Genomic DNA, 13,463 nt, shown 5'->3' on the forward strand with positions numbered 1-13,463 from the left:
CCCGCGCAGGAGGGGATCCAGGTTTTCATGCGGTTCGATACCGCATGCAGCACTTGGGTCCCCGCCTGCGCGGGGACGACTTTTTTGTGCTGACGGTAGAGTATGGGCAGGCGTTCGGCGCGCACTATCAAACGACAGACGTAAAAAAACCGGCCCGCAGGCCGGTTCTTATTACCGAAGTAACGAATTACTTGGTGGTAGCAGCAGCGTCAGCAGCCTGGTCAGCCGAGGTCTGAGCAGCAGCAGCAGCGTCGGTTGCGGTGTTGGCAGCGGCAGCAGCGTCAGCAGCGGCAGCGTCAGCAGCAGCTGGTGCGGTTGCGTCAGCAGCTGGGGTTGCGGTTGCGTCAACTGGTGCAACAGCAGCTGGGGTTTCGGTAGCAGCTGGTGCGACTGGAGCTTCTTCTTTCTTAGCGCAAGCAGCCAGGGTCACAGCGAACAGGGAGGCGATCAGCAGGGTTTTTTTCATGATTTTTCCTTAGAATGTACAGAGACGAACACTTGTTGCGATTAATAATTACCGGTAATTATTGCTCGGCGGAATTCTCGTGCCTTCACAAATAGCGTTAACGCCATAGACGCAACGGAACCTTCCTGATTGATATTATAGACAATTTTACTGTTTCGCAATAGCGAACACATGCCGTAGTGAAAGAAATTTGCGGATGAATAAGCTTCATATTGTTACAAGATGCAACGCGGCTGCCAATCATCACCATTTGTAACGATTTGACGTCTCCAGCCGACGGCTAGCCCTGTTCACAAGCCGATTCTGGACATTTGCAATATGAGATGTGACTCTTGCCAAATCGCTTCGAAGCGGTGCTGCGACAGTTCACAGGCGCCAGGATCATCGAAGGACGCTTCACCACGCATGTGGTCGCTATGAAAGCGGCGCACGATGTGCCGGTCGTCGCCGATGCAGAAGGAATCGGTGAGCTGGCGCAGGCCCGGCGGCGTTTGCCGGCACTCGCACTGGTGACCGTAGTCGCGCAGCAGACGCACGAAGCGTGGATCGTGGCGCTCGATGTGAGAGGGATCGTGCAGCGCCAGGCGCAACCGGCCGCCGCGGGCCAGAAAGGCCCGCAGCGCGGCATCGGTCGTGGTGCTGCCAAGTGTTAAGACCGCCGCATCCGGATCGAACACCGCCAGGGTCGCCCGGGCCGCCCCGACGCAGGCGTGAAACTGCGCCTCGCAGTCGCGGCGGGTGTCGAAGACAATCGTGCGTGGTGCGTTCATCGGCCGGGCGTTCCTCAGCCCAGCTCGACCCAGCCGTCCTGGTACCAGGTGTACAGGGCTTCGAGCACGTCGTCGGTGGCCTTGGCCAGCACTGCGCCAGCGATGCGGCGCTCGTTGGCCAGCACGTCCAGCACCGCCTTGTCGGCGCGCCCCACGGCGAACGACTCGCCGTTGATGAAGACGTGCTTGCCGCGGTACAGCATCAGGGTCTTGCTGGACAGCTTGATGCCGCGCTTGGCGGCGGTTTCCATGAAGCGCCCCACGGTCAGCGGTTTCGCAGGACCGCTGAAGAACACATTGTGCTTGGGTTCGGACATGTGTTCGCCCAGGAAGACGGTCACGTCTTCCTCGTCCCAGCGCACCTTGTTCAATTCTTCGGTGACGGTGTCCAGCATATCGCGCGGAATCTCGGCCGGGTTCTTGGCCGGCTTTAATTCTGGATCACTATAGCGGCCCGGCAAATCGATGGAATCGGCCATGAATTGCAGGAAGGCTTCGCCCAATTCCTGGAACGAAGGGGAGCGGAAACCGATCGAATACGTCATGCATTCGCCTTCGGCAATGCCGTCGTGGGCATAATGCGGCGGCAGGTACAGCATATCGCCCGGCTCGAGCACGAATTCTTCCTCGGGCTTGAAATTGGCCAGGATCTTGAGCGGCAAGCCTTCGACCAGGGTCAGGTCTTGCTGCGCACCGATTTTCCAGCGGCGCTTGCCGTGGGCCTGCAGCAGGAACACGTCATAGGAATCGTAGTGGGGACCGACGCCGGCGCCATCGGTGGCGAAGCTGATCATCAGGTCGTCCAGGCGGGCATCGGGCACGAAGCGGAACTGACGCAGCAGCTCGTCGGCGCGCTCGTCATAGAGATTGACGCCCTGGACCAGCATCGTCCAGTTCGGTTCGGTGCGCGAAGGGAGCTCGGTCAGGGGGCCGTGCTGCATGTCCCAGTTGCCGCCTTTCTGGGTGACGAGGCGCGATTCGACGTGATTCTGGCGCGCCATCTCGGCCAGTTTTTCGAATGTGAGCAGGGGTTTGAGGCCGGGGATCGCGCCACGGATCAGGAGCGGTTTCTTGTGCCAATAATCGCGTAGAAACTCGGCGGGGGTGATATTCCCGAGAAGCGGTAATTTTTTCATGCGTCATTATAACCAGCCGGGCAGCGTAGGGAACCCGGTCGCTGGACCCATCGGGGTATAATCCAAGGCTTACAAAGAAAGGATATGCGATGAAGATTGCCAAAGACACGGTCGTGACGGTTAACTACAAGCTGTCGGATGCCCAGAACAACCTGATCGAAGAAGGCGCGCAGCCGATGGTGTACCTGCACGGCGGCTACGAAAATACCCTGCCGAAAATCGAAGAAGAGCTCGACGGCAAGGAAGTCGGCTATGCGTCGACGATTCAGGTGGAACCGGACGACGCGTTTGGCGACTACGAGCCAGAGCTGGTCAAGGTCGAAGAGCGCGCGCGCCTGCCTGAGCCGATCGAAGTCGGGATGCAGTTCGAAGGCATGGCCGAGGGCGGCGACGACGAGCCGGTGATCTTCACCGTGACCGAGATCGCCGACGACAAGGTGGTCCTGGACGGCAACCACCCGTTGGCCGGCATGGCGCTGCGCTTCGAGCTGTCGGTGATCGACGTGCGCGCGGCCACCGCCGAGGAAATCCAGCACGGCCACGTGCATGGCGCGGGCGGCCATCATCATGAGATGGACGAGAGCGAACAGGGCGACCACTTCCGTAGCCAGCCGCTGCAGTAATTGCTTTGGTGGTGTACTGAGGGACTTGGATTCCCGCCTTCGCGGGAATGACGGTCTTTCGGCTGCTGGCAAATGGGAGTGCACGATTTCCACGCAACACTGCCACGTCGTTCCCGCCCAGGCGGGAACCTAAGCTCCTGCGCATACCCACCTACGAAACATCACTGCTTCGCGTCTTCGACCGCGAACGCCGCTTCTTTTCCGGGTTTCACATTCACCTCGACCGACGTCGATCCCACCGACAGCTGGCCCAGGTTGCCCTGCCATTCGATCTCGGGCTTCTTCCCATGCGGCTTGCCGCTGTCGACCAGCAGCACCTTGCCGTCGAACTTGACCGCGCGCGCCTGGATTTGGCGCCGTACCGCCTCGAAGCCGTCCTTCTCCACCGGATCGCGCCGCAGCAGGCCGCGCAGCCCCGCCGGCTGGTCCAGGTAAAACGGCCGCACCGCGCCCTCCGAAAACAGCACCAGCGCCTCGGCCTTGTCGCTGCGCGCGATCGCGAACAGGCGGTTCAGCCAGAAGCGGTTGGCGACCGACCGGTCTTCGTACTCGCTGTTGCGGCCGGCCGCCGGCAGGTAGTGGTTGTTGCCGGCCGGGAGATTGATGGTGGCGTACAGTACCTTGCCGACCATCCAGTGCGCATTCTCGGCATAGCTGCGAAAACGCGGGCTGGCCGACAGCTGGGTCAGGTGGATTTTCTCGCGGCCCAGCGACTCGGGCTCGCCGTGGAACAGCTCGCGCAGCCGGTTGAGGCGCTCGATCGCATTGGTGCGGCTGGCCGAGTTGCGGCAGGCCGTCCAGTCGCTGCCGGCCAGCGACACGATGGTCGGCCGCCGGGCGCGCTCGATGATGTCGCGCCGCTCCTGGTATAGCCGGTCGCCGCAGCTTTCCTTCTCGCCCTTGATGCCATTGATGACGACGAAGGCCAATGATTTTTCGGACGAATCGGCCAGCGCCCGCTTCAGGCGCGCCTCGCCGTCCGCGTCGCCTTTGCCGCCTGCGCCATTGCCGATCACCGCGAACCGGTGCGCGCCCTCGTCCGCCTTGTCCGCCTTGTCCATCGCGCCGGCGAGCGCCGTGAAGGACAGCAGCGCGGCCAGCAGGAATGATCGGCGCCGTGCTTGCATCAGGCGGCGAGGCGTTTGAGCTCGTAGAGACGTTCGAGCGCTTCGCGCGGGCTCAAGGCATCCGGGTCGATCGCATCGAGCGCGTCGCGCAGGCCGTCGTCGCGCGGCGCCGTGGCCGGCGTCTGCGCCGGCGCCTCGCCGATCTCTTCCTCGGCGACCGGCGCCGCGAACAGGTCGAGCTGCGGCGTTGCATCCAGCGCCTGCGCTTCGAGGCGCGCCAGGTGCTTGCGCGCGGCCTTGATCACCTGCTGCGGCACGCCCGCCAGCTGCGCCACCTGCAGGCCGTAGCTCTGCGAGGCGGGGCCGTCCTGCACCGCGTGCAGGAACACGATGCTGTCCTTGTGCTCGACCGCCGACAGGTGCACGTTGGCCGCGCTCGGATGGGAGTCGGGCAGCTGGGTCAGCTCGAAGTAGTGGGTGGCGAACAGCGTGAAGCTGCGGCTGGCGTCGATCAGGTGGCGCGCGATCGCCCAGGCCAGCGCCAGGCCATCGAAAGTCGAGGTGCCGCGGCCGACTTCGTCCATCAGCACCAGCGAGTGCTCGGTGGCGCCGTTCAGGATCGCGGCCGATTCGGTCATCTCGACCATGAAGGTCGAACGGCCGTTGGCCAGGTCGTCGCTGGCGCCGATGCGGGTGAAGATGCGGTCGATCGGACCGATCGTGGCGCTGGCGGCGGGCACGTAGCTGCCGACGTAGGCCAGCAGGGTGATCAGGGCCACCTGGCGCATGAAGGTCGACTTACCGCCCATGTTGGGGCCGGTGATGAGCAGCAGGCGCCTGTCGTTGGACAGCTTGCAGTCGTTGGCGATGAAGCGCTCGATCTGGTTTTCCACCACCGGATGGCGGCCTTCGACGATGGTGAGGCATGGCGCGTCGCTCAGGACCGGCGCGCACCAGTTGTGGCGCAGCGCGTGGCTGGACAGGGCCACCAGCACGTCGACCTGCGCCAGCGCGCGCGCGATGGTCTGCAGCACGCCGATGTGCGGCGCCAGGTCGGCAAGCAGCTGGTCGTACAGGATTTTTTCGCGCGCCAGCGCGCGGTCTTGCGCCGACAGGGCCTTGTCTTCGAAGGCCTTCAGCTCGGGCGTGATGTAGCGCTCGCAGTTCTTGAGGGTCTGGCGGCGGCGGTAGTCGTCCGGCACCTTGTCGGTCTGGCCGTTGGTGACTTCGATGTAGAAACCGTGCACCTTGTTGTATTCGACCCGCAGGTTGGCGATGCCGGTGCGGGCGCGCTCGCGCGTTTCGAGGTCGACCAGGAACTGGCCGGCATTCTCGGACAGCGCGCGCAGTTCGTCCAGCTCGGCGTCGAAGCCGCGCGCGAACACGCCGCCGTCGCGCACCATCGCCGCCGGTTCTTCCATCACGGCGCGCGTGAGCAGGTCCACGCACGCGCCGGGCGTGGCCAGGTCGTCGTGGATCTCGCGCAGCAGGGACGTGTCGCCCGGAATGAAGCAGCGCGCCACCTGCTCGCGCACCACAGGTAACGCGGTCAAGCCATCCCGCAGGGCCGCCAGGTCGCGCGGCCGCGCGGTGAGCAGCGCCACGCGCGTGGTGATGCGCTCGATGTCCGGTACCTGGGCCAGGGTCGACGACAGCGCATCATTGGCCTCGGCCTGGATCAGCGCGGCGATCGACTGGTGGCGGCTGCGCGCGACCGACTGGTCGCGGCGCGCATGGTGCAGCCAGTGGCGCAGCAGGCGCGAGCCCATCGCGGTGCGGCAGCCGTCCAGCAGCGAGAACAGGGTGGGCGACTCCTGGCCGCGGATGGTCTCGGTGAGTTCCAGGTTGCGGCGGGTGGCGGCGTCCAGGCCGATGTATTCGTTTTCAAGTTCGCAGGCCAGGCCGCGCACGTGCTGCAGACCGCGGCCTTGCGTCGACCGCGCATAGCGCAGCAGCGCGCCGGCGGCGCCGAACGCGGCGCCCAGGCCGTCGGCGCCGAAGCCGGTGAGGGTGGCCACGCCCAGTTGCTCGAGCAGGGCGCCGTGGCCCTTGAGCACGTCGAAATGCCATTCGGGGACGCGCTGGGTGTGAACATTGGTGCTGTCGCTTTCGAACATGTCGGCGCAATCGGCGCGCAGGATCTCGGCCGGCGCGATGCGTTCGAGTTCGTGCGTCAGGCGCTGTTCGACGGCGCGCGCATCGCCCGAGAATTCCATCAGGCGCAGATTGCCGCTGGCGAGCGACAGCCAGGCGAGACCCGCGGTGACGGTCTTGCGTTGACTGATGAGGCACAGCGCCAGCAGCGGACGTTCGGCCTTTTCGGGCAGCAGGTCGGAATCGGTGAGGGTGCCGGGCGTGACCACGCGCACCACCTTGCGCTCGACCGGGCCTTTCGACAGGGCCGGGTCGCCGATCTGCTCGCAGATGGCGCAGGATTCGCCCAGCTTGACCAGCTTGGCCAGGTAGCCGTCCAGCGAGTGGAAGGGCACACCGGCCATCTTGATCGGCTGGTCGCCCGACCTGCCGCGCGCGGTGAGGGTGATGCCGAGCACGCGCGAGGCTTTTTCGGCGTCTTCGAAGAACAGCTCGTAGAAGTCGCCCATGCGGTAGAACACCAGCATGGTGGGGTAGTCGGCCTTGATGCTCATGTACTGCTGCATCATGGGCGTTAGCTGACTTTTCAAAACTGCGCTCATCGTTGCCAGTTCCTGTTGTAGCTAATGCTCATATATTTCAACGACTTGCGCAAAATTCGATTCCTTAGTTTGCCCCAATTTGCCCTTGTTTGCCCTGTTGTTCCCCGCATTTGAAGGGTGCGGAAAGGGAACTAAAGTCAGTTCAATTTGGATATAATAAAACTCAGTCCCCCGCTGGCCATATCTTTTCGTAAGTCTCTGAAATAATAGGGGAAATTTCCAGTTTCACGGTCCCCTTGGCGGCCAGCGAGAACGAGGACAGAATTATACGTGAATCTTTTTGCTCAGTCCCCGTTGCCGGGCGACTGCTTTCTTCGAGGAACGGGATGAAAACGGAATTGACGATGGCCCTCATCAAGCGGCTGAGACTGGACTCCAAGCCAGTGGGCGTCGACGCGAAAGGGGACTTGGTGTTCGGGCCAAACCCTTCCGGCAAAGACTACATCATCTACGACGCGAGCCAGGAGGCGCCGCCAGGATTTGGCGTGCGCGTCGCGAAGAAGAAGACGTTCGTCATCCGCCGCAAAGTTCACGGCAAGTCCTTCATGCCGACCGTCGGCAACGTCGCTGATTTCTTGGCCGACACCAAAAGCGCGCTGTCGAATGCACGCGCCAAGGCTGCCAAAATGGCTCTGGAAATCGTCGAGACCAGGGCCAATCCGAACGAGACCGCGCGCAAGCGCTCCGCGGCGGAGCTGACACTTGGCGAGGCCTTTGAAAAATACCGGCATCACCTCGCTACTCGAACGCAGAGGCCAGCGACCAAGGAGACGCTGCGCGTCGCCGACCGCGCCGCTCGCAAATTCGACAGCTGGAAGTGGATGGCCAAGCGCATCAAGGACCTAACGCCCGAAGAGATCCAGCAGCGTTTTGAGCAGAGCAAGTCGGCCCACCCCACCGCCAACGAGCAAGCATTCCGATGGGGGATGGCGGCAGTGCGCTGGTCCATGGGCATGGAAGAGCTGGATGCCGCTTCTGCTGGCCGAGAGCCGCTGCTGCGCGCCAATCCGTTCATGGTCCTGACGCTCAACAAGATGTTCCGCTCGCGCGAGCAAGTCGAGCGCGACCGCGAGGAAAAGGGCAAGCGCAATCCGTTGACGCCCTCCAAAACCATTGGACAGTTTCTTGAAGTCGCGTGGGCGAAGCGTGCTGTGAATGATAACGAGACCGGCGTGCATTATCTGATGCTGATGTTGCTGTGGGGATGTCGCAAATCTGAGCATGCGCCATGCCGGTGGGGCGAGCTGCTCTCGCGCGACGAGCGCCGCGTGGCCAGCCATGTGGTTTTGGACGGCGGCGACGACTATGGCGCGCATGTCTTCTTCGCTCGCACGAAGAACGGCCGCAATCATCGCTTGCCGTTGGGGCCAATGGCGACTGAGCTGCTGCGCCGCCGCCAGGCGTCAGCGGCGGAGGAAAGCGCGCGTCGCGGCTTTGACGCCAAGTCGCGCGGCTTCGTCTTCCCTGCGCGCAGCAAACAGTCCAAGAGCGGGCACTATTCAGACGCGACCACACTGCTAGACGCGCTGCGCGATGAGGCCGGAATCGAGAAGCTGACCCGGCACGATTTGCGCCGCTCTTTCGGCGCGATGATGACAACGCTAGACGTGCCCGAAGGCGTGCGAAAGCGGTTCTTCAATCACAGCGACGCCAGCGTTACGGACACCTACACCCGCGCTGAATGGGCAATGTTGAGGGAGTGGATGACGCGCATTGAGCAGGAGATTTTGGCGAAGGCGCCAAACGTCTACAACGCGCTCAAACCGGTAGACTGGCCGATGCTCGCAGCGCCGGAGCCTCACGTAAGTCGAGCCGCGAAAGCGCGTTCTGGCCGGCCTCGTAAAACGAGTCCCATCGCCGAGGAAAGCGACTTGGGACACGTTGTGTGACCCGTGACACTTGATCAGTGAGCCATCAGCGGCCTTCCGGCACCGTGGGAGGCTCGGTGTCGTGGAAGCAAAGCCAAGATTGCGCGAAGTCCACGACTTCAAGGCTCTCGTTTTTGATCCGCTCAAAGCCGCTAAGGACGAAGCGTCCGCCGTTCCACCAGAGCAGGTGTGGATCGTAGAGCTCATCCCCTGCGCGGTTGAAATCACGGTAGGTGAATCTGGCGACCTTCGCCATGCGATGCAGGCCTTGACTCGTCGTGTCGAGAACTTCGAGAGATCCGGCGCGCGCGATGTTGAATCGGTCGTGCAGCGAACGCTTGGGCACCTCAACACCGCGCGCCCGCAGCTTGAGCATTTTGATGGACATGATTGTCGGACTGATACTGTATAAATATACAGTATATATGATGAAGCCTGCGTGCAATGCGGGCGTGCCGGAACGATAAGGCATTCAGGGTCGACGACACGCCATGCTAGAGTTGAAATAATTCGTCCTCCTATCTCGACATGCCAAAACTGATCGATCCAAATGAACCACTGGCGCAGCTTGACGTCTTGGCCCGCCTACATGCGCTGCCCGACGCAGTGGCGTTGACCACGAGTGAAGCGGCGGTGTTTCTGCGCAGCTCAGTGAGCGCTCTTGAAGCCATGCGAACCACCGGAACTGGTCCGACTTACATCCAGGCTGGCGTCAAAGGTTCGCGAGGAGCGAATCAGAAATGCCTCTACGAGAAGGCCGACCTTTTGGCGTGGCAGCGGGCGAACAAGATTAGCTCGACCGTTGAAGCCGCGGTCCGCAAGGGGCAGCTATTCACGACACTGGGCGACTTGGGGCAGCCCGAGGCCTTTTGGGTCGACGCGCATGGCCAAGTCGTCGGAATGGTGGAGGCCGCCTCGGTCTCGACGGTCATCGAACGTCTTGGCGTGTTCAACATCGAGTGGATGCGCCCCGCTGACGCGGCGGGCCGGGCGTGGGGCAACATCGCGGAGCATCGCGCGTTCGGCGGCGGCCTCATTAACATCTTGCAGCAAGAGCTCAACAAAATCGCGGCCGGCTTCGATGCGAGCGAAATTGCCTCAGCTGTCGGCGCGCCTAACGTGGCGCCACAAACAGCCTGATAAGGGCTGGCAGTCCACAGTTCAGAGACGGGCCATTGGAGCATCTCCCAGTTGCCAGAGAGATGGAAGTCCAAGCGCCATTGGATTCAAGCGACGCTATTCTCACCGCCGTGCGGATGCTGAGAGGGGGATCAAAATCATCCATACGTGCCAGTGACTGCGCAGACCAGTAACGGTGGCAAATTTGGCCAAGGCTAGGAAGCATACCCTTGGACGCCCGGTGCTGTTTGGGCAATCGGATCTTGTAGTCGGCGCTCCCAAACGCGTTGATACCCTGATCTAGATCAATACGCGATCTTACGGCTTTTGGTAACATATGGTTACATATATACAACACGCGTAAAATATTTAAAAGATAACAAACTCAAGAGCAAATTTCTCCTTGTAAGATGATTCGTATCCGCGCAACGCGGAGCGGGGCTGCGTGCATGTTGCTCATGCGATCACCAGCAGCGGCCAAGCCAAATCAAAACGAGGGGAAAAAATGCGCCTGAGATTGAAATTCGTTGGGGCAGCTGTCGCGTTTGTAGCTTGCGCCGTCTCGCCCGCACATGGTTCGGATGGCTTCTGGAGACGCTCATATCAGCCCGACCAGCCGATTCACAAAATCGATGAAGCCATCGAGCGGTTCAATAAGTTTGATAGAGCTGCTGAAGGACAAGGTAGGCCAGCAGACATTGCCGATTACCTCCGCTCCGGCATCATTCTGTCAAACTTGGCTTGCGAGCATTGGTTGGACACGCTGGGTAGGGCTGACCGCGACGCCGGCTTCGCCAAGGATGTGCTCAACATTGTCGGCAACTTGATCTTGGGGATTTCTGGAATCAATGGGGCCAACCCAAGTTCGCTCGCGCGGGGTTCATTGGCGATTGCGGCTGGCAATGCCTCCATCGATTCCTTCAAAAACGAGGTGATCCTCGGCACAATATCCGACATCGAAGCAAAGCTCAACGAGGGGCGCAAGATTACCGCCGCTACCATCAGGAGCTACATTCCAAGGACTACAAACTATGACGATGCCAAAGGACAGCTGCTCGCCTACCATCGCGATTGTTCGCCTCATGCAGTCAAGAATCTGTTGAAAACGAGCTTGGCTGCGGTCAAATATCAGCCCGCGGACACGACGCTCGCTGGGGAGATCGCAAAGGCTCAAGCGGACGTGCTGGCATCGAAGCTGTCGGTGGATATCTACGGCGAAAAGGCGCAGCGCCTAAATGACGACGAGCTCTATCAGCTATATCTGGGGAAAATCGTCCAACTTGGGGATTCCACGTTCATCGAATCAATGATTTCGCCGAACTCGAAAAAGCTGTTTGAAGATTTTTCAGTTAAGGACGAGCCGCGACGGAAGGAGATGCTTCAAGACATTGCGATCCTCCGAAATTTTGGCGACCGTTACAAAGCGGACAAGCTGGCTGCCCAGCGCACAGCGGATCGAGAGCAACAGGAAATCGCCGCGCAAAAAGAAGCAGCGGCCAAGGCCGTCGTCCAAAGCGTGGTGAGCGCGCAAAAGGCGCTGCCTGCGGTCGAGGCGGCGAGGGTCGCTAACACGCCCGAGCTCAAAGATTTTTTCGCTCGGCCCACTACGCAAGCTTTGACTCCCGCTTTGGTTGAGCAACTTTCAGCCAATGCGTCCGCCAGCGCTGCGCGCGGCAACAAGCCTGCGAAAAACCTCGAAGAGCTCACCAAGAACCTTGAAACGAAACAGGCTCAGGAGGTCAGGGCCAACGAGGTTGTCGCCGAGATCGCCGCGGCGCCTGAGCCCAAAGCGACAGCGCCGGAGGCAGCCCAAACGTTGATTGCCCCGGTGTCGGTCAACGCAGTGCTCGTCCCGACAGGCCAAACCAAATAAAGACATTGCACTTGGAAGCATATAGCGTGCGTTGTCGCGCAGATTCAAGCGATCAATGTCGACATGTGCGAAGATTGCGCGCGCCAGACGCGAGACGAATCGCGACGGCCGATCCGCAGTTTTGGATATCAGCAAAGGTGGGCGCCGCGAATATGTCGCGGCGCTTTTTTTGTGATCTGCGCCGCCGTTTTCGCGGAGCGCCCGCCCGGTTGGGCAGAAAGTTCGCATGGAGCCGTTCGCGTATCACACTGTCGTCCATGCCCTGGAAGCGAGGCGCGGTTGGACCGAGGACCGCCGCTTCGCAGTCGCCGTTCACCATGCCATCCACGGCCACCTAGCCTATTCCCGCTATCACGCGGCCGGCCGGCAGCGGGCTCGCGAAGGCATTGGAGAAGAGGGCGTCGCGCGGCTGGTCGACGACTTTCTGGAAACCGACGTCAACCCAGCGATTTCGTTCATCTCCGGGCTGCGTCATCCCGCCAGCGCATTGATGGCTTATAACGCCTACAACGCCGCCGCCAACCTGGGCGTGCGCACCAGCGTCACGCTAGCCAATCCCTCCCTTCGGGGCGTGGGCAGCTTGGCGGCGAGCCGCGCGATGGTAGCCGACAGCGACGACCCCCAGCCCTGCAGGACGGCAACCCTCAGCGTCATGGGCTCGGTTCTCGAGCATGTGCAAAGCGAGGGGCAGCGGATGTATCGCCCGACGTCGCTGTCGCGCTTGGCGGAGTTCCTTGGCCGCGGCCATGGCGTGGCGGCCGACGTCTCGCGCGCCATCGAAGACGACTGGCTCGCTCCCGTGGCGGATCTCCCTCGCAAACTCGGATGCCAAAAGCGCACGATGGAGCGGCGCCTGAAAGAAGTCGGCCTCACCGCGCAGTCGCTTCGGCAAGCCGACCGCATGCTGCGGGCCACCGCGGGCCTGTTCTCGGGCGATAGCGCGACCGCGATCGCGCTCGACTGCGGCTTCTCGGACTTGGCGCACATGAGCCGATCGTTTCGAACCGCGTGTGGCATGACGCCGTCGATGCTCATCGCCATCGCGCGCCATGACGAAAAGCTCAGCGTCTCCCCGTCCCGATTGCCATACCGGAGGCCGCAAGAATCTCTGCATGCTGAAAGAGAGATCTAGCGCGTTCTAGCCTGGATCGCGGCGGCGCGGTCGCCAAACGCCACAGCGCATTGAAGCGCGATCTTTTGAAGATCTGTCGCGCCAATTCAATTCTTTTCCGTCAACTTTCGATAACGTCTCGATCATGCGTCGAGATGGGCGGGCGCGCGCGCACTTACGGGCGGCGGCCTTTTGATCCCGAAGGCTTCGAGCGCAAGAACTCCGTCAGGCGCTCGACGTTTTCGAGCGCGAACGCGCGGTCTGCCGGCGCCAAGCCATCAAGAAGCTGAGCGATGGCGGCGGCCTGATCATCTTGGCGGGAGCTTGATCCGAGAAGGAGTTGGTCGGAGCGGCAACCGAACATGTCCGCGAGGACGACTAAGCGCTCTGCGGTGATCGAGCCGATGCCACGCTCCAAGCGCGACACCGCCTCGGGGCCGATGCCCAAGCGTTCGGCGACATCTTCTTGGGTAAGTCCGGCGTTTTGTCGAGCGTTGGAAATGGCCAAGCCGATCGTTTTGCGAATGCCCAGGACGTTGCTGGACGGGGCGTCGCTGGGCTGGGTGTGAATTGAATGTTGCATGAAGCCTCCTCGACTTCAATGGTCGAGTGTCGACGCTGCGCTTTGAAGGACTTTAAAAGTTGACTGTCAACCAAATTAGTTTAATATTCGTTTTCACTTCACCGATTCGCGCGTCTGCGAGCGGAGCGTCCCAAAGGCGGGCGCGTCAGAT

12 protein-coding genes are annotated in these 13,463 nt (G+C 61.6%); 5 read left to right on the forward strand and 7 right to left on the reverse strand.

Features of this window, described 5'->3' with window-relative positions:
* Positions 1-187 precede the first annotated feature (187 nt).
* The 3 genes from ACZ9AQ_RS13655 to ACZ9AQ_RS13665 form a co-directional block, all read right to left on the reverse strand.
* The gene (locus ACZ9AQ_RS13655; protein ID WP_429203819.1) at positions 188-466 is read right to left on the reverse strand and encodes a hypothetical protein; all 279 of its coding nucleotides are present in this window, start codon (positions 464-466) and stop codon (positions 188-190) included.
* 290 nt (positions 467-756) lie between these two features.
* Positions 757-1,236 (reverse strand): DUF7931 domain-containing protein, encoded by a 480-nt coding sequence (locus tag ACZ9AQ_RS13660; protein WP_429203820.1) that lies wholly within the window; start codon positions 1,234-1,236, stop codon positions 757-759.
* Positions 1,237-1,250: 14 nt separating this feature from the next.
* Positions 1,251-2,372: a JmjC domain-containing protein gene (locus ACZ9AQ_RS13665; RefSeq protein ID WP_429203821.1), complete on the reverse strand. Its 1,122-nt coding sequence runs from the start codon at positions 2,370-2,372 to the stop codon at positions 1,251-1,253.
* 89 nt (positions 2,373-2,461) lie between these two features.
* On the opposite strand from ACZ9AQ_RS13665, the gene ACZ9AQ_RS13670 reads away from it, so the two are divergent.
* Positions 2,462-2,995, forward strand: coding sequence for an FKBP-type peptidyl-prolyl cis-trans isomerase (locus ACZ9AQ_RS13670; RefSeq protein WP_429203822.1), 534 nt, complete (start codon positions 2,462-2,464; stop codon positions 2,993-2,995).
* A 161-nt stretch (positions 2,996-3,156) separates the two neighbouring features.
* On the opposite strand, the gene ACZ9AQ_RS13675 is transcribed toward ACZ9AQ_RS13670, so the two are convergent.
* Together ACZ9AQ_RS13675 and mutS are read right to left on the reverse strand one after the other, a co-directional pair.
* Entirely contained in the window at positions 3,157-4,122 is a 966-nt protein-coding gene (locus tag ACZ9AQ_RS13675; RefSeq protein ID WP_429203823.1) for a hypothetical protein, read from the reverse strand.
* Complete coding sequence (gene mutS / locus ACZ9AQ_RS13680) at positions 4,122-6,710, reverse strand: DNA mismatch repair protein MutS (protein ID WP_429203824.1); 2,589 nt, start codon at positions 6,708-6,710, stop codon at positions 4,122-4,124. Before mutS ends, ACZ9AQ_RS13675 begins: the two co-directional genes overlap by 1 nt.
* A gap of 374 nt (positions 6,711-7,084) precedes the next feature.
* Between mutS and ACZ9AQ_RS13685 the strand changes: the two genes are divergently transcribed.
* Positions 7,085-8,647, forward strand: a complete 1,563-nt coding sequence (locus ACZ9AQ_RS13685; RefSeq protein WP_429203825.1) for a tyrosine-type recombinase/integrase — start codon at positions 7,085-7,087, stop codon at positions 8,645-8,647.
* Positions 8,648-8,672: 25 nt separating this feature from the next.
* Here the strand turns inward: ACZ9AQ_RS13685 and ACZ9AQ_RS13690 are convergent, their stop codons facing one another.
* A complete protein-coding gene (locus ACZ9AQ_RS13690) occupies positions 8,673-9,014 on the reverse strand; it encodes a hypothetical protein (RefSeq protein ID WP_429203826.1) in 342 nt (113 codons plus the stop codon).
* Positions 9,015-9,154: 140 nt separating this feature from the next.
* On the opposite strand from ACZ9AQ_RS13690, the gene ACZ9AQ_RS13695 reads away from it, so the two are divergent.
* The 3 genes from ACZ9AQ_RS13695 to ACZ9AQ_RS13705 all read left to right on the forward strand — a co-directional run bounded on the left by ACZ9AQ_RS13695 (position 9,155) and on the right by ACZ9AQ_RS13705 (position 12,750).
* Positions 9,155-9,766: a hypothetical protein gene (locus ACZ9AQ_RS13695; protein ID WP_429203827.1), complete on the forward strand. Its 612-nt coding sequence runs from the start codon at positions 9,155-9,157 to the stop codon at positions 9,764-9,766.
* A gap of 424 nt (positions 9,767-10,190) precedes the next feature.
* A complete protein-coding gene (locus ACZ9AQ_RS13700; protein ID WP_429203828.1) occupies positions 10,191-11,618 on the forward strand; it encodes a hypothetical protein in 1,428 nt (475 codons plus the stop codon).
* Between the two features lie 226 nt (positions 11,619-11,844).
* Positions 11,845-12,750, forward strand: a complete 906-nt coding sequence (locus tag ACZ9AQ_RS13705) for a helix-turn-helix transcriptional regulator (protein ID WP_429203829.1) — start codon at positions 11,845-11,847, stop codon at positions 12,748-12,750.
* A gap of 154 nt (positions 12,751-12,904) precedes the next feature.
* Here ACZ9AQ_RS13705 and ACZ9AQ_RS13710 read toward each other — a convergent pair whose 3' ends face one another.
* Complete coding sequence (locus tag ACZ9AQ_RS13710; RefSeq protein ID WP_429203830.1) at positions 12,905-13,312, reverse strand: helix-turn-helix domain-containing protein; 408 nt, start codon at positions 13,310-13,312, stop codon at positions 12,905-12,907.
* Between the last annotated feature and the right edge of the window lie 151 nt (positions 13,313-13,463).

This window comes from Massilia sp. UYP34 (assembly GCF_056279385.1).

Coding starts and splice junctions, on each gene's coding strand:
- ACZ9AQ_RS13655 (WP_429203819.1), bottom strand. CDS start 466: ATGAAAAAAACCCTGCTGATCGCCTCCCTGTTCGCTGTGACCCTGGCT.
- ACZ9AQ_RS13660 (WP_429203820.1), bottom strand. CDS start 1,236: ATGAACGCACCACGCACGATTGTCTTCGACACCCGCCGCGACTGCGAG.
- ACZ9AQ_RS13665 (WP_429203821.1), bottom strand. CDS start 2,372: ATGAAAAAATTACCGCTTCTCGGGAATATCACCCCCGCCGAGTTTCTA.
- ACZ9AQ_RS13670 (WP_429203822.1), top strand. CDS start 2,462: ATGAAGATTGCCAAAGACACGGTCGTGACGGTTAACTACAAGCTGTCG.
- ACZ9AQ_RS13675 (WP_429203823.1), bottom strand. CDS start 4,122: ATGCAAGCACGGCGCCGATCATTCCTGCTGGCCGCGCTGCTGTCCTTC.
- mutS (WP_429203824.1), bottom strand. CDS start 6,710: ATGAGCATCAAGGCCGACTACCCCACCATGCTGGTGTTCTACCGCATG.
- ACZ9AQ_RS13685 (WP_429203825.1), top strand. CDS start 7,085: ATGAAAACGGAATTGACGATGGCCCTCATCAAGCGGCTGAGACTGGAC.
- ACZ9AQ_RS13690 (WP_429203826.1), bottom strand. CDS start 9,014: ATGTCCATCAAAATGCTCAAGCTGCGGGCGCGCGGTGTTGAGGTGCCC.
- ACZ9AQ_RS13695 (WP_429203827.1), top strand. CDS start 9,155: ATGCCAAAACTGATCGATCCAAATGAACCACTGGCGCAGCTTGACGTC.
- ACZ9AQ_RS13705 (WP_429203829.1), top strand. CDS start 11,845: ATGGAGCCGTTCGCGTATCACACTGTCGTCCATGCCCTGGAAGCGAGG.
- ACZ9AQ_RS13710 (WP_429203830.1), bottom strand. CDS start 13,312: ATGCAACATTCAATTCACACCCAGCCCAGCGACGCCCCGTCCAGCAAC.